Consider the following 16,113-nt stretch of genomic DNA (forward strand, 5'->3'; position numbering starts at 1 on the left):
AGCAGCCGCTGTGCGCAGGGTCTGGGGACGTTATATGAAAAAAAACAAATGGATCTTGCCGGCAGCCTGTGTGCTGGCTGCGGCAGCCGCTCATATTTTTTTCTTAAAAGAGTGGTCGGCAGACCGCTATATGACGGGGTCTGGAGACGGGATCGCCCAAATGGCGGTCTTCAAAAAGCTGCTGTTTGATCAATATATGAACGGCAGGCTGTTTTACAGCTATTCGTTCGGACTGGGCGGGGGCGTGTACAGTCAGCTCGGCTATTATTTCTCTACTTCTTTTCTATTCCTGTTTATCTCCGCCGCTGTCCGCTTTTTGCAGCTTATTCAGCTGACGGGTGAGGCTGATGCGCTGTTTTGGGCGCAGGCCTCCGTTTTTATCAGCTTTGCCAAGCAGAGTTTTATCATATTCACGGCGGCGTGTGTGTTCCGTTATTTCGTCAAACGGACGGTGCCTGCTTTTGCGGGCGCCGTGTTGTACGGGGTCTCGATTATTTACTTCCGGCATGAGGTATATTGGGACTTTTTCACTGACAGTATGGTGTGGCTGCCGTTGCTTGTGTTGGGCGCGGAAAAAATCATCAGGGAAAAAAAGCCGGCGTGGTTTATCTTCGCCTGTGCGCTGACATTGATCAACAACTTTTATTTTGCGTATATTAATCTGATTTTCATCGGCATTTATATCTTATTCAGGTGGGTGATCCCCCTTGAAGGCAATGAGACGAAAAGGCTCACTCAATGCAGGATATTTATTCTGTCGGGTCTGCTCGGGTTCGGCATAAGCGCAGTTTCCTTTATTCCTGTCGTATACGGATACCTTCATAATCTGCGGCCGCCGTATTCAGAGCATATTGCTTGGCTTGATTTTTCCGACAACATTTTATTTTCTAGCCGGATAATCATCCTGCCGGCGGCTTTTTTGCTTTTTCTATTTACATTTACTTTATACAAAAACCGCTTGTTCCGGCTGTTTGCGGGAATCAGTCTGCTGTATATTCTGTTTCACTTCAGTCCGTTCGCGGCAAGTGCCTTTAACGGTTTTTCAGCTCCGCAGAACAGGTTTGAATACGTCCTGTGCTTCACGATTGCCGGAACGGTTTCAGTCGGGCTTTCTAAGCTTTCAGACATCAGCATGAAGAGTATGCTGATGTCCGCCGTACTCGTCGTTCTGCTCTATTGGAGCCAGGTGAGGCGGTACAGTCTGGATATTTCTGATCACGCCAACCTGCCCGTCATCCTTCTTCTGGTGCTGAGCATAGCCGCTTTCTTTGCAGCAAAGACAAGACTGAAAGGCGCGGTGCCCGCCGTCTATGCTGTCATTTTGCTTACGGCTGTGCTTACGGCTAATACATATGAAAAATATGCTTTATCAGAAGGCGGGAAGATTTATACGGTATCGCATACCTTTATGACGGGTGCTGACTATAAAGGCAAAGAACAATCGGAGCTCATTCAGCGTCTGAAAGAAAAAGACCCTGATCCGTTTGCCCGTTTAGATTGGATGAACGGTGTTTTCAATAACACCCCGATCATATACGGGTTCAACGGATTCAGCGTATACTCAAGCATACTGAACCGCAATCTGCTGTCCTTTTACTGGCACGACCTCCAGATTGACATGGGCAGAGAAAGCGTCAGCCGCTATGCGACATTAGGAAACAGGGCTAATTTATACAGCCTGCTTTACGGAAAATATTATATGACGGAAAAAACAAACGAGGCCGGCGTGCCGTACGGGTTCAAAAAAATCATGGAATCAACCCATTATGCGGTTTATCAAAATCAATATATGCTTCCGTTCGTACGGACAGCCGATCGCGTATATAACGAGGGCGGCCTGAAAAAAGCGCCCGCCCTTGCCAGGGAACGGGCAATGCTTGACGGGATCGTCATGGAATCAAGCACAACCAACACGAAAAAAGCGCCTGAGGCGAAAAATATGATCCGCCGTACAGAGGTAGCGGCCGAACATGGCGATTATCATAACGGCATCCTGACGGTAAACGAAGACGGCGGCGGCCTGGTCATTACGCCGCAAGCCGCTAAGATGGACAGCGGCGATTATTACGTCAGCTTTTATTTGAAGAATAAAGCGAAGGACCAGGGCTTTACATTAAAAGTGAACGATTACACGACAACGAGAAAATCGAATCAATCCATTTACAAAACAGGTGTCAACGATGTTACTGTCAGAGTGCCGAAAACAAAAAACATCCAAATCCGTCTGCCGAAAGGGTCGTATCAGCTTGACAGACTGGCGCTTTATGAAGAACGGTACGATACGCTGAAAAGCGCATACCGAAAAGCGGAAAAAGAACCGCGGGCCGATCTCAGCTGGCGCGGAAATACGCTTCATATCTCGTATGAAAACAAAACCCGCGCGCCGTATATCATGCTTCCGATTCCATATGAAAAAGGCTGGGAGCTGAAGATAAACGGCAGACAGGAGCAGATTGAAAAAGCGGATTATTCCTTCATCGGATTTAAAGCGCAAAAAGGAAAAAACGATATTCAATTAACGTATTACCCGCCGTTTTTTAAACCCGCGGCCGCTCTATCGGTGATCAGCCTCGTGTTTTCGGCTATATATGTGAGAAGACAAAAAAAGCCCGGCTCTTAAACAGAGCCGAGCTTTAATTTTTTCTGCAACTTTTCCTCGCTGAAAATCCAGCCCGTGTAAGAAGAGAGAAGCTCTAAATCATGACTGAGGTGGACGATGGCGACAAAAGGATAGTGGCCTTTGCTCCGGTAGCGCAAATCAATAAAGCGCACCTCATAATGATCTTTAAAGGTATCGACCTCCCACCTGTAAACGGGGGAAAATGAAAGAAAGGCTGCAATATTTTCGTCCTGTTTCGCGGCCTTCATCACATCGGTTTCCGGAACGGGTACGCGGTTGAATGTATCCAATATCACGACATGGCCGTCAAGGCTTCTGCCGACATAAAAGGCATGCGCCGTCGTCACGGCGATACGCCACTGCCTGAATTTCATCGTCGGCGAAATAATGATGGTTTCAATCTCCTCTTCAATCATTTCGCGCAGCCTTCGCTTTATCCGCAGCTGCATCAAAAACCGGACGGCGTAATATCCTGTGAGGATGATATAAAGCATCAGAAATGTCACGCCCGGATGACCTCCGATATACCACACGGCAATCGCGGCCAAATGGCTGACGAAAATAAACGGATCAAAGGTATTGATTAAACCGAGAGCGATCCATTTTCTCGAAAACGGGCGGATGGCCTGTGTACCGTACGCGTTAAAAATGTCAACAAACACATGCAACACGACAGCGAGGAGCGTCCACAGCCACAGGTGCAAAAAGTTCGCTTCCGGATAAAACATAAACAAAATACCCGGAATCAGAACGGACCAAAATAAAACGGCGGGAATGGAGTGCGTGAACCCTCTATGATTTCGAATATAAACGGCATTATTTTTCAGCTTCAATATGGTATCAATATCAGGTGCCTGAGAGCCGGCAAGAGCGGCGATCATAACTGCCTGAGACATGGGGGTGTGCATGCCGACGGCAGGATCAAGAGTTGCGATTCCGCCAAGCGCGATACCCATGACAACGTGAGTGCCAGTATCCATTGTTGACCTCCTAGCAGGCGTTAACAATCAGTCGCCCGCATATTTCGCATTATAAGATATTCCCCATTTTCTGTTTGCCCAATCATGGCGTTTATCCGCCGTTCTCATATGTTTCCGCTTTTTCTTTATCACTATTTAATGTAACATATTATCGTAACGTGCCCTAAGTTTACACCAAAATACGGTGTCAAGAAAAGCGGAACCCGAAACATCTGAGGAGAAGATATGAACGCACTTGAAGAAAAAATGAAACAAAAAGATATAGACAAATTTCGCGAGGACTTAATTACATGGTTCGAAAGAGAACAGAGAATTCTGCCGTGGAGAGAAAATCAGGACCCGTATCGGGTGTGGGTGTCAGAGGTGATGCTGCAGCAGACGCGCGTAGAAACCGTTATCCCTTATTTCCGGCGGTTTGTTGAGCAATTTCCGACCGTTTCGGCGCTCGCTGAAGCCGATGAGGAAAAAGTGCTCAAAGCCTGGGAAGGGCTAGGTTATTACTCCCGTGTAAGAAATCTGCAAAGCGCCGTAAAAGAAGTGCATGAGCGGTACGGGGGAGTCGTCCCTGCCGAGGAAAAGGAATTTGGCGGACTGAAAGGTGTCGGCCCTTATACAAAAGGCGCCGTGCTCAGCATCGCATACAACAAACCGATTCCCGCCGTAGACGGCAATGTGATGCGTGTCATGTCGAGAATTCTTTCCATATGGGACGATATCGCAAAACCTAAAACCAGAACCATTTTCGAACAGGCGGTATCCGCTTTCATTTCTCATGAAAAACCATCTGAATTCAATCAGGGTTTAATGGAGCTCGGCGCGATCATCTGCACCCCGAAATCGCCGTCCTGCCTGCTTTGCCCCGTACAAAAGCACTGCTCGGCATTTGCGGAAGGGACAGAGCGGGAGCTGCCCGTTAAAAGCAAAAAGAAAAAGCCCGGAATAAAAACAATGGCAGCCGTTGTGCTGACAGACGATCAAGGCGATGTCTATATTCATAAACGGCCGCCAAAAGGCTTGCTCGCCAACTTGTGGGAGTTTCCGAATACCGAAACCCAGAAAGGAATCAAAACCGAAAGAGAGCAGCTTGAAGCCTATTTAGAAAAAGAGATGGGAACAACCGCTGAAATCGGGGAGCTGGAAGGCATCGTAGAACATGTTTTCACCCATCTCGTCTGGAATATTTCGGTCTTTTTCGGTAAAGTAAAACAAGTGTCGGATACAACGGAATTCATACGGGTCACAAAAGAGGAGCTCGAGGAATACGCATTTCCCGTTTCCCATCAAAAGATATGGAAAATGGCGGAAGAAAGCGGCCGCCTGTAAAAAACGTCAGTCATAGCTGACGCGAGTGCCGTGGCCGTAATCCGCTTCATTCCGTTTCAGTCCGCCGCGGGCTTCGATTTCCTGGATCAGTTCCCGGTATTTGGACTGGCCTTCTTCGTTTAAATACGGCATAATTTGCTGGAAGGCATGATGGAAATAGGCGAGCTCTGAATCTCTCCAATCTTTTTTGGGCATCATGGCCAATTCGCCCATATCACGTCCGACATACATATAAAAGACCCCTTTCAACACATATTGCTTTTATTGTTTGTTGAATGAAAAGAACTATACACAGCAAGGAGCTGAGGAAAAATGGAACAAAATAAATGCGCACTGATCACGGGAAGCAGCCGCGGCGTCGGGAAAGCAGCCGCCATCAGACTCGCGGAAAAAGGATACAACATCGTCATCAATTACGCCCGCAGTAAAAAAGCGGCATTAGAAACCGCCGAAGAAATTGAAAAACTCGGCGTTAAAACGCTCGTCATTAAAGCCAATGTCGGCCAGCCGGCAAAAATCAAAGACATGTTCCGCCAGATTGACGAAACATTCGGCAGACTGGACGTGTTCGTCAATAATGCGGCTTCAGGCGTGCTGAGACCGGTCATGGAACTCGAAGAAACACACTGGGACTGGACGATGAATATCAATGCGAAAGCATTGCTTTTCTGCGCCCAGGAGGCGGCAAAGATGATGGAGAAAAACGGAGGCGGCCACATCGTCAGCATCAGCTCGCTCGGCAGCATCCGCTATCTTGAAAACTATACGACGGTCGGAGTCTCAAAAGCCGCTTTAGAATCGTTAACCCGTTATCTGGCGGTTGAGCTGTCTCCGAAAAATATCATCGTAAACGCGGTGTCAGGCGGAGCGATTGATACGGACGCGCTGAAGCATTTCCCTAACAGAGATGAACTGCTGGAAGATGCCCGCCAAAATACGCCGGCCGGCAGAATGGTCGAAATTAAAGATATGATCGATACGGTGGAGTTTTTAGTTTCTTCAAAAGCGGACATGATCCGCGGCCAGACCATCATTATTGACGGCGGACGCTCTCTGCTCGTATAAGTTTTAAAAAAGATGAATAGCCTTATCATCTCCTGCGCATTCTAAAGTGCGTGGAGGTGATAACAATGGCAAACTCAAAATACAGCAAAACAGACGTTCAGCAGGTGAAAAGACAAAACCAGCAATCAGCTTCCGGTCAGGGTCAATACGGCACTGAATTCGGCAGTGAAACTGATGCGCAGCAGGTTAGAAAGCAAAACCAATCTGCTGAACAAAACAAACAGCAAAACAGCTAATCACTGAAACGAAAAAGCACTTCATCTTCGGATGGAAGTGCTTTTTTCTGTTGCCAAAACGACAAAACTTGTGATTCCTCTACAGAATGAGTCAAAGGGTTTTCCGGCGTAAAATCGAAATGGTAAGGAGTATCAACCTAAAAGCCTAAGGAGGAACCCGATGTCAGAGTTTGAAAAGCTTGTAAGTGAACAGATGAAAATCATGGATCAGCTTCTCGAGCTGCAGTCAGAACTTGACCGCTGCCGGCAGGTGGAAGCGGAACTCATCAGTCTGGAAAGAGATGCAAAGCTGGACAATGTACAGGACGAAATTGCGACAAAGCGAAAAGACCTGGCCGGCATACAGGAGTTATTCCAAAGGCAGACAGAGCAAGTCATCCAGTCTTATCGCAGCACGGAAAAGCCGTCTTCCTATGTGCAGAAATGAATGTGCCATTCCGGAAGCGGAGTGGTTCTTTTATTTTCATTTTTTAATTCGTAACGTTATAATAGTGAAAAGACTTGTCGGAAAGCAATTGCGGCTGCATTGACTGCAGGGCTTTACAGAAAGTAGGGGAGAAATATGGGATATCCCAAGGAAGGAGAAACCATTCAAATTCACAGCTATAAGCATAACGGGCTGCTTCATCGAATTTGGAATGAAACGACGATTTTAAAAAGTACGGAATTGTGTATCATCGGAGCCAACGACCGGACAATGGTGACGGAATCCGACGGACGGACGTGGGTGACGAGAGAACCGGCGATCTGCTACTTTCATGCCCGTCAGTGGTTTAACGTCATCGGAATGCTGAGAGATGACGGGGTACACTATTATTGCAACATCAGCTCGCCGTTCGCTTATGACGGAGAGGCCATCAAATATATTGATTACGATTTGGATGTCAAGGTGTTTCCGGATATGACGTATAACATTCTTGACGAGGATGAATACGATGACCACCGCAAATCAATGAATTACCCTAAAGAGATCGACAGCATTCTGAAGGAGTATCTGAATACGCTGCTGCACTGGATTCATCAGCGGAAAGGACCGTTTGCTCCGGAATTTGTTGATATGTGGTATGAACGGTATCTGCGCTATACAAAATAAAGAATACAATAAAAAACCTGTTGGGGTGTCAACAGGTTTTTCACATGGGCTCACACGCCTTAAAGAGAGAGGGGGATAAAGTGTGGGCGTAATCAGACGCTATATGCAATTTGTAAAACCTTATAAAAAACAAATTTTTATCACAGTGTTAATCGGCATCATAAAATTCTCCATCCCGCTGGCTCTCCCGCTTCTGTTAAAATACGTGGTCGATGACATTATTCAAGGGAGCGGAACGGCAAGCGCTAAAACATCATCGCTATTCACGATAATGGGCATCATGTTCGTGCTGTTTTTAATTCTGCGTCCCCCGGTAGAGTACTATCGGCAATACTTCGCGCAATGGACGGGCAGCCGGGTGCTCTATGATATCAGGGGAGTATTGTTTGACCATATTCAAAAATTGAGCCTGAGGTTTTATGCCAACACGAGAACGGGCGAAGTCATTTCCCGGGTGATAAATGATGTCGAACAGACAAAAGACTTTGTCATAACGGGACTGATGAATATCTGGCTTGATATGATGACGGTGCTGATCGTCATCTGCATTATGTTTACACTCGATGTTAAGCTGACATTGATATCTGTCATTTTGTTTCCGTTATACGGAATTTCAGTGAAATACTTTTACGGCCGCCTCCGAAAACTGACACGTGAGCGTTCTCAGGCACTCGCCCAAGTTCAGGGACATTTGCACGAAAGAGTTCAGGGGATGCCCGTCATCAGAAGTTTTGCCATTGAAGATTATGAACAAGCCAATTTTGATGAAAAAAACGGACATTTTCTGGACAGAGCGATCCGTCATACGAATTGGAACGCAAAAACGTTTGCAGTCGTGAATACCATTACGGATTTGGCGCCGCTGCTTGTTATCGCGTTTGCGGGTTATTTTGTCATAAACGGTCCGCTGACGGTAGGGACGATGGTTGCGTTCGTCGGCTATATTGACAGAATGTACAATCCGGTCAGAAGATTGATCAACTCATCGACGACGCTGACCCAGTCGATCGCTTCAATGGACCGCATATTTGAATTTATCGACGAGCCGTATGAACTGACTGATAAACCGAATGCAGTAAAAGCTGACGGCATTAAGGGCGAAGTTGAATTCCGAAATGTCTCGTTCCGTTATGAGGAAGGAAAAGAAACGATTTTGCAGGACGTTTCCTTAAAGGTGACAAAAGGGGAAACCGTCGCGCTCGTCGGGATGAGCGGCGGCGGTAAATCGACGCTTGTCAGCCTCATACCGCGTTTTTATGATGTATCCGGCGGCAGCCTGCTGATTGACGGCACAGATATTCGCGATTATGAAGCGAGAAGCCTCCGCAATCAAGTCGGAATGGTGCTTCAGGATACGTTTCTGTTCAGTGAGACGATTCGTGAAAATATCGCCATCGGTAAACCGGGAGCGTCTTTGGATGAGGTGGTTGCGGCTGCGAAAGCGGCAAATGCCCATGAATTTATTATGAATTTCCCCGAAGGTTATGAAACCAAAGTCGGCGAACGGGGCGTCAAATTGTCAGGCGGGCAGAAACAGCGGATTTCCATCGCGCGTGTATTCTTAAAAAATCCGCCGCTGTTAATCTTGGATGAAGCGACATCGGCTCTTGATCTTGAAAGTGAACACTACATTCAGGAAGCAATGGAAAAGCTTGCGAAAAACCGGACGACTTTTATCGTCGCCCACAGGCTGTCCACGATTACGCACGCGGATAAAATTGTCGTCATGGAAAACGGCGCCATCGTCGAAACCGGCACGCACGAGGAATTAATGGCCCAAGGCGGCCAGTACAGACACTTATTTACGATTCAGAATTTGAACTGATACAAAAACTTATGCCGTCCGAATGGGCGGCATAAGTTTTTTTGAATGCAAAAAAACCCGGTTTTACGGAAGCACCGGGTTACTCTTCGTCTGTTTCTAATTCGCTGTCTTTCGGGTGGTATGTCTGAAAACTCGTAATTAATGTATCGAGATGCTCCAGCTGCTCGCGGTATTCCGCAACCGCAGCCATAATGCTGAGCATATTGTAATCAAGCAGTTCATCCTCGCAGTTCTGCTGATTTTTCAAGAAAGACTTCGTCAAAAGCTGTTTATATCTTATGCTTTCTTCAGCATCGTCATCATGCGGTTTGATCTTGCCGACCGTCCGCATCAGAATCCTTTCATGCCAATGAAGCAGATAATCAATTTCTTCTGTCAGCGTCTCCTGAAATTCCTCCGCCATATGATAAATCTCGTTTTCATAGCGGTGCAGCTTTTTCAGCGTGTCAAGCGCCCGATTCGCCGTAATAATCGCCTGTCTGAACAATACAAGCTTGCGCGACTTTACATACGTCGTTTTCTTAAAGTAGCTTCTCTCCTCTTTATAAAGAAGGTACGTATGATCAAGCTTCATCATCTTTTCCTTCAGCTTCTCAATATCCTCTTTCAATATCGAGTGTTCCGTGGACTGACGCATCGTCAGCCTGATCCATTTCATGATCTCATCGGTATATTCAACCGTATGATGAGTCAGCTTCGTTTCGTATTTCGGCGGAAGAAACACAAGGTTCACAATAAAAGAAGACAGCACGCCTAAAATAACGGTGCTTGTTCGTATCAGAGCGAACGTCAGGAAGCTGTTTCCCGGTGTTTCTAAAATTGCGATAACCGTCACGAGCGCAATCGAAATGGTGTGTTCAATTTTCAGTTTTAACATGATCGTGATGACAATCACTGCGGTCAATCCGATCATAATCGGACTCGGTCCGAAAATCAGTCCGAATGCCGTAGCGATGACAGCGCCGATGATATTTGCCTGAACCTGATCAATAATGATAAGAAAAGACCTGTAAATAGAGGGCTGTATGGCAAATATAGCTGCAATCCCGGCAAAGATCGGCGACGGAAGTCCGATCCATGATGCTAAGTAGAGCGCGAGCGTAATCGCAATCCCTGTTTTAAAAATGCGGGCACCAAGTTTCATTGGTTTGTGCGTGCATTCCTTTCTCTAATAAATTATGTGCCGAACGAACGGCTGACACTTACATTTCCCTGTCGTCTGATTTGCTAAACAATAAAGTAATATACAGGGATCATACCAATTATTCAAGGTCTTTTTTTGAAAAAACCATTATCTCACAAATCGGACAAAAAGAAAAAGCGGAAGCCCTGGGCTCCCGCTTGTTTCAGCAGTTATTTTTTCATATGTCTGAACGCATCTTCAACGGCTTGTAAAGTGGCGTCGATATCCTCTTCAGTATGTGCGGTTGTGATAAACCAAGCTTCATACTTCGATGGAGCGAGATTGATGCCGCGCTCAAGCATCAGCTTGAAGAACTTGGCGAATGCTTCTCCGTCCGTATTTTCCGCCTGCTCGTAATTGACGATCTTTTCATCAGTGAAGTAAACCGTGAGCGCGCCTTTTAAACGGTTGACGGTGATGGTAATGCCGTGTGTCTCCGCATGGGCGAGAATGCCTTGCTCAAGTCTGGCGCCGAGCTCATCAAGCCGCTCATAAACGCCTTCTTCCTTCAGCACTTCCAGACAGGCGATGCCTGATAGGATAGATGCCGGGTTTCCGGCCATCGTGCCGGCTTGATATGCCGGGCCGAGCGGAGCAACCTGCTCCATGATCTCTTTTTTGCCTCCGTAAGCGCCGATCGGCAAGCCGCCCCCGATAATTTTACCGAGCGCCGTTAAATCAGGCTTCACTTGAAGAAGATCCTGCGCGCCTCCGTACATAAAACGGAACGCCGTGATCACTTCATCATAAATGACGAGCGCGCCCGCTTTATGGGTCAATTCATTTACCTGTTCTAAAAATCCTTCTTCAGGTTCAACGATGCCGAAGTTGCCGACGATCGGCTCGACGAGAACCGCTGCAATTTCTGAACCCCATTTATCCAGCGCGGCTTTGTAGCTTTCAATATCATTGAAAGGAACGGTAATCACCTCATTGGCGATGCTTTTCGGCACGCCGGCGGAATCAGGAGTGCCGAGCGTAGACGGACCGGAACCCGCAGCGACAAGTACGAGATCAGAATGGCCGTGATAGCAGCCGGCGAATTTAATGATTTTTGTCCGGCCTGTATAAGCGCGTGCAACCCGGATCGTTGTCATTACCGCTTCAGTGCCTGAGTTTACGAATCGTACTTTATCAAGTGAAGGAATGGCCTCCTTCAGCATTTTGGCGAAAGTGACCTCATGTTTGGTCGGCGTCCCGTACAGCACGCCGTTTTCAGCCGCTGTTTTAATCGCTTCAGTAATATGCGGATGGGCATGTCCGGTAATAATCGGGCCGTAAGCCGCTAAATAATCGATATACTGATTCCCGTCTACATCCCAGAAATAAGCGCCGTTCGCTTTTTCCATCGCAACGGGTGAACCGCCGCCTACCGCTTTATAGGATCTGGACGGGCTGTTCACGCCTCCGACGATATGCTCTAACGCTTCCTTATGAAGTTCAACTGATTTTGTATACAAAAAATGACCCTCCTAATATCTCCTTACATCATGTTCTATTGTAGCATGCTTCATTGCGAGCACAACGGTTCATGCTTCCAGAAAAGAGCGGGGGGATAACGGTTGTAATCTTAACGTGAATTGGATACGCTTAATAAAAAACCCGGAGGTATAAGAAATGACGATTGAAATCGGACAAACAGCACCGGATATGAAATTAGTGAATGACAGCGGGGAAAAAGTAGCATTGACGGATTTTAAAGGGAAGTACGTCGTTCTCTATTTTTATCCGAAAGACATGACACCCGGATGCACGACGGAAGCATGTGATTTCCGTGATCAGCACGAAAGTTTCGCGGGACTTGATGCCGTTATCATCGGAGTAAGCCCTGACAGCCGTGATAAACATGAAAAATTTAAGCAAAAACACGATCTTCCTTTCCAGCTCCTCGTTGATGATGAGCACAAACTGGCGGAAGCTTTTGATGTGTGGAAGCTGAAGAAGAATTTTGGGAAAGAATATATGGGTATCGAGCGATCCACCTTTTTGTTAGACAAAGAAGGCCGTCTTGTGAAGGAGTGGAGAAAGGTAAAAGTGAAAGATCACGTTGCCGAGGCGCTTCGAGAATTGGAACAAATTGCGTCTAATTAATGGACAAATGCTGAACTCACGGGGTTTTCTTCAGATTACATTTGACAGGAGACCGGAAAAAGATGTACACTAATTATAAACATTATAAAGTAATAATCTTTTTTAGAAGAGAGGTGCATGACGGATGGCTGCACATGAATTAAAAGAAGCCTTAGACACGTTGAAGGATACGGGAGTCCGGATTACTCCTCAACGTCATGCCATTCTGGAATATCTCGTGGATTCTATGGCACATCCGACAGCGGACGATATATATAAAGCCTTGGAAGGGAAATTCCCTAATATGAGTGTTGCGACAGTGTATAACAATTTGCGTGTATTCCGGGAAGCGGGGCTTGTAAAGGAACTGACGTACGGAGATGCGTCCAGCAGATTTGACTTTGTCACCTCTGACCATTATCACGCCATTTGTGAAAGCTGCGGAAAAATCGTAGACTTCCATTATCCCGGGCTTGACGAAGTAGAACAGCTTGCGGCTCACGTCACGGGGTTTAAGGTAAGCCACCACCGTTTGGAGATTTACGGCGTCTGCCAAGAATGTTCCAAAAAAGAAAACCACTAAACGAAGCTGACCGCTTTGATACGGTCAGCTTCGTTTATTTTACACTGTTTTTTCTGTTATAAGACTCATCGAACGCTTTGCCTTCCAATCCTTTATCCAATGTGAGCGGCTCTCTGCAATGCATGCACATATCCACTCTGCCCAGAATCTTCGTTTCTTTCTCGCAAGCGGGGCACATCACCCGGACCGCTTTTGTGGACAGCATGCCGATCCAAAAATAAACGGCGGTGCTGAGCCCGATCGACAGCAGGCCGAGAATCATAAACAAGCTGGCAAGCAAAACAGACTGCTTGAAGAACAGCCCGATGTACATAATGATAAACCCAACGAAAACCAAACTTAACGCAAACGTTCTGATCTTATTAATTTTGCTTGAGTATTTCGCCATGTCCATCCCCCTCTCGTTTAACTATAGCACAAAACAGATGGCATATTCTTCATGTTTTCGTAAGAAAAGGGAAGAATAAATATGGCACCTGAAAGGAAATTTGTTATAATAGTGCAATGTGTTTAGAAAAAAGGACTTTCATGTTTTATCATAGAAATGTAGAAACAATAGCTAGTGAAACAATCGCATTGGAGGAATCGTAATGGACAATCTTCTCCGTCCAATTTACCAAGAAAGAGCAAGTCATCCCGATACGCTGGCCGTCCTTATGATTGAGAGAAGGAGTAAAGCATCATCCATCACGGATAACTTTGATGCGGTCATGCTTGTCATTGTCAAACAGGCTGATGAACCTCTTTTTATAAAGCATTATGAATTCGAACAAAAAACCGCTTCTTTACATATTGTAACGGATGCTCTGCTTCAGGAATGGATTCTGCTCGGGACCAATAGAAGAGTCATAGATTGGATCATCAACGGCAAAGTGCTGTTTGACCGCAATGAATATATATCTGAACTCAATGACCGGCTCAGCACTTTTCCTTTCGCCGAGCGGAAATTAAAGATCGGAATGGAATACGGCAAGCTGATCAGAAGATTTGTAGAAGGAAAAGCGTTTTTTGAAGCTGATCATTTTCTGGATGCATATTATGCGGTAGTGCATGCTCTTCACCACTTGGCCCGCATAGAAGTGATTGACCGGGGGTTTTATCCCGAAACGACAGTCTGGAACCAGGTCCGTCACATTGAGCCGCAGGTATATAAGCTATATTCCGAACTTGTCGAGAGTCATGAAAGTTTGGAGAAAAGGCTCGAATTATTATTCTTAGCAAATGATTTTCTCATCCATTCAAAAGCTGAAATCGGTTCTGCGCACCTTTTTCAAGTGATGAAAGAAAAAGAAATGTGGCAGTTTGGAGAATTGCTTCAGCACCCTGAACTGGTGCACTTCACCCAAGATCTTGGTGTCATGCTTGATTACCTGACGGAAAAAGGCTTTGTTGAAGTATCTCAAATAGAGACCAAAGGGCAGGAAGTATATCATCGAGGATATTCTTTCAAAAAAAGTGTTGACGCTGAATCATAGGCATGGTATATTATTAAACGTCGCTGATGCGCTTCAACAAAAAGCTCACAGCGGCGGAGAAATAAAAACAAAAAAACATTTGACAGCAACTCGCTGAAATGTTATACTAAAAAAGTCGCCTCGAGATGAGGCTGAAATGATCTTTGAAAACTAAACAAGACAAAACGTACCTGTTAATTCAAAGTTTTAAATAAATCGCACAGCGATGTGCGTAGTCAGTCAAACTACTTTATCGGAGAGTTTGATCCTGGCTCAGGACGAACGCTGGCGGCGTGCCTAATACATGCAAGTCGAGCGGACAGATGGGAGCTTGCTCCCTGATGTTAGCGGCGGACGGGTGAGTAACACGTGGGTAACCTGCCTGTAAGACTGGGATAACTCCGGGAAACCGGGGCTAATACCGGATGGTTGTTTGAACCGCATGGTTCAGACATAAAAGGTGGCTTCGGCTACCACTTACAGATGGACCTGCGGCGCATTAGCTAGTTGGTGAGGTAACGGCTCACCAAGGCGACGATGCGTAGCCGACCTGAGAGGGTGATCGGCCACACTGGGACTGAGACACGGCCCAGACTCCTACGGGAGGCAGCAGTAGGGAATCTTCCGCAATGGACGAAAGTCTGACGGAGCAACGCCGCGTGAGTGATGAAGGTTTTCGGATCGTAAAGCTCTGTTGTTAGGGAAGAACAAGTGCCGTTCAAATAGGGCGGCACCTTGACGGTACCTAACCAGAAAGCCACGGCTAACTACGTGCCAGCAGCCGCGGTAATACGTAGGTGGCAAGCGTTGTCCGGAATTATTGGGCGTAAAGGGCTCGCAGGCGGTTTCTTAAGTCTGATGTGAAAGCCCCCGGCTCAACCGGGGAGGGTCATTGGAAACTGGGGAACTTGAGTGCAGAAGAGGAGAGTGGAATTCCACGTGTAGCGGTGAAATGCGTAGAGATGTGGAGGAACACCAGTGGCGAAGGCGACTCTCTGGTCTGTAACTGACGCTGAGGAGCGAAAGCGTGGGGAGCGAACAGGATTAGATACCCTGGTAGTCCACGCCGTAAACGATGAGTGCTAAGTGTTAGGGGGTTTCCGCCCCTTAGTGCTGCAGCTAACGCATTAAGCACTCCGCCTGGGGAGTACGGTCGCAAGACTGAAACTCAAAGGAATTGACGGGGGCCCGCACAAGCGGTGGAGCATGTGGTTTAATTCGAAGCAACGCGAAGAACCTTACCAGGTCTTGACATCCTCTGACAATCCTAGAGATAGGACGTCCCCTTCGGGGGCAGAGTGACAGGTGGTGCATGGTTGTCGTCAGCTCGTGTCGTGAGATGTTGGGTTAAGTCCCGCAACGAGCGCAACCCTTGATCTTAGTTGCCAGCATTCAGTTGGGCACTCTAAGGTGACTGCCGGTGACAAACCGGAGGAAGGTGGGGATGACGTCAAATCATCATGCCCCTTATGACCTGGGCTACACACGTGCTACAATGGACAGAACAAAGGGCAGCGAAACCGCGAGGTTAAGCCAATCCCACAAATCTGTTCTCAGTTCGGATCGCAGTCTGCAACTCGACTGCGTGAAGCTGGAATCGCTAGTAATCGCGGATCAGCATGCCGCGGTGAATACGTTCCCGGGCCTTGTACACACCGCCCGTCACACCACGAGAGTTTGT

At 46.9% G+C, this 16,113-nt stretch carries 14 protein-coding genes, 1 rRNA gene and 1 pseudogene (1 of these 16 running past the window's edge); 11 read left to right on the forward strand and 5 right to left on the reverse strand.

Going from position 1 to position 16,113, the window contains the following annotated elements; translation table 11 throughout:
- Positions 1-34: 34 nt before the first annotated feature.
- Complete coding sequence (locus ACKTRM_RS04395) at positions 35-2,620, forward strand: YfhO family protein (protein WP_012117122.1); 2,586 nt, start codon at positions 35-37, stop codon at positions 2,618-2,620.
- Here ACKTRM_RS04395 and ACKTRM_RS04400 read toward each other — a convergent pair.
- Positions 2,617-3,600 (reverse strand): metal-dependent hydrolase, encoded by a 984-nt coding sequence (locus tag ACKTRM_RS04400; protein ID WP_012117123.1) that lies wholly within the window; start codon positions 3,598-3,600, stop codon positions 2,617-2,619. The genes ACKTRM_RS04395 and ACKTRM_RS04400 overlap by 4 nt on opposite strands.
- Before the next feature lie 225 nt (positions 3,601-3,825).
- On the opposite strand from ACKTRM_RS04400, the gene mutY reads away from it, so the two are divergent.
- Positions 3,826-4,923 (forward strand): A/G-specific adenine glycosylase, encoded by a 1,098-nt coding sequence (mutY, locus tag ACKTRM_RS04405; protein ID WP_012117124.1) that lies wholly within the window; start codon positions 3,826-3,828, stop codon positions 4,921-4,923.
- 6 nt (positions 4,924-4,929) lie between these two features.
- On the opposite strand, the gene ACKTRM_RS04410 is transcribed toward mutY, so the two are convergent.
- Positions 4,930-5,154 (reverse strand): hypothetical protein, encoded by a 225-nt coding sequence (locus tag ACKTRM_RS04410; protein ID WP_007408563.1) that lies wholly within the window; start codon positions 5,152-5,154, stop codon positions 4,930-4,932.
- An 81-nt stretch (positions 5,155-5,235) separates the two neighbouring features.
- On the opposite strand from ACKTRM_RS04410, the gene fabL reads away from it, so the two are divergent.
- The 5 genes and pseudogenes from fabL (at position 5,236) to ACKTRM_RS04435 (ending at position 9,142) form a co-directional block, all read left to right on the forward strand.
- A complete protein-coding gene (fabL, locus tag ACKTRM_RS04415) occupies positions 5,236-5,988 on the forward strand; it encodes an enoyl-[acyl-carrier-protein] reductase FabL (RefSeq protein ID WP_003155478.1) in 753 nt (250 codons plus the stop codon).
- 83 nt (positions 5,989-6,071) lie between these two features.
- A pseudogene (locus ACKTRM_RS04420) lies at positions 6,072-6,224 on the forward strand (gamma-type small acid-soluble spore protein); the annotation flags it as partial.
- Positions 6,225-6,384: 160 nt separating this feature from the next.
- Complete coding sequence (locus tag ACKTRM_RS04425; RefSeq protein ID WP_003155476.1) at positions 6,385-6,651, forward strand: YgaB family protein; 267 nt, start codon at positions 6,385-6,387, stop codon at positions 6,649-6,651.
- Positions 6,652-6,786: 135 nt separating this feature from the next.
- Positions 6,787-7,317 carry a nucleoside tri-diphosphate phosphatase gene (gene ntdP, locus ACKTRM_RS04430; protein ID WP_003155475.1) on the forward strand — a complete coding sequence of 177 codons (531 nt, stop codon included), beginning with the start codon at positions 6,787-6,789 and terminating at the stop codon, positions 7,315-7,317.
- An 82-nt stretch (positions 7,318-7,399) separates the two neighbouring features.
- Entirely contained in the window at positions 7,400-9,142 is a 1,743-nt protein-coding gene (locus ACKTRM_RS04435) for an ABC transporter ATP-binding protein (RefSeq protein WP_012117125.1), read from the forward strand.
- Positions 9,143-9,221: 79 nt separating this feature from the next.
- Here ACKTRM_RS04435 and ACKTRM_RS04440 read toward each other — a convergent pair whose 3' ends face one another.
- A complete protein-coding gene (locus ACKTRM_RS04440) occupies positions 9,222-10,286 on the reverse strand; it encodes an aromatic acid exporter family protein (protein WP_012117126.1) in 1,065 nt (354 codons plus the stop codon).
- A 209-nt stretch (positions 10,287-10,495) separates the two neighbouring features.
- On the reverse strand, positions 10,496-11,785 hold the full coding sequence (locus ACKTRM_RS04445) for a glutamate-1-semialdehyde 2,1-aminomutase (RefSeq protein ID WP_007408567.1): 1,290 nt from the start codon (positions 11,783-11,785) through the stop codon (positions 10,496-10,498).
- A 157-nt stretch (positions 11,786-11,942) separates the two neighbouring features.
- Here ACKTRM_RS04445 and bcp point away from each other — a divergent pair, with 157 nt between their 5' ends.
- Positions 11,943-12,416, forward strand: coding sequence for a thioredoxin-dependent thiol peroxidase (gene bcp, locus ACKTRM_RS04450; RefSeq protein ID WP_012117127.1), 474 nt, complete (start codon positions 11,943-11,945; stop codon positions 12,414-12,416).
- 124 nt (positions 12,417-12,540) lie between these two features.
- The gene (gene perR / locus ACKTRM_RS04455; RefSeq protein ID WP_003155465.1) at positions 12,541-12,978 is read left to right on the forward strand and encodes a peroxide-responsive transcriptional repressor PerR; all 438 of its coding nucleotides are present in this window, start codon (positions 12,541-12,543) and stop codon (positions 12,976-12,978) included.
- A gap of 34 nt (positions 12,979-13,012) precedes the next feature.
- On the opposite strand, the gene ACKTRM_RS04460 is transcribed toward perR, so the two are convergent.
- The gene (locus tag ACKTRM_RS04460; protein WP_007408568.1) at positions 13,013-13,366 is read right to left on the reverse strand and encodes a YgzB family protein; all 354 of its coding nucleotides are present in this window, start codon (positions 13,364-13,366) and stop codon (positions 13,013-13,015) included.
- 202 nt (positions 13,367-13,568) lie between these two features.
- On the opposite strand from ACKTRM_RS04460, the gene ACKTRM_RS04465 reads away from it, so the two are divergent.
- A complete protein-coding gene (locus ACKTRM_RS04465) occupies positions 13,569-14,453 on the forward strand; it encodes a nucleotidyltransferase-like protein (protein ID WP_007408569.1) in 885 nt (294 codons plus the stop codon).
- 229 nt (positions 14,454-14,682) lie between these two features.
- Positions 14,683-16,113: ribosomal RNA gene (locus ACKTRM_RS04470) — 16S ribosomal RNA — on the forward strand; it runs 119 nt beyond the window's last position.

This window comes from Bacillus sp. D7-8, from assembly GCF_052055895.1.
Taxonomy (GTDB): Bacteria; Bacillota; Bacilli; order Bacillales; family Bacillaceae; genus Bacillus; species Bacillus velezensis.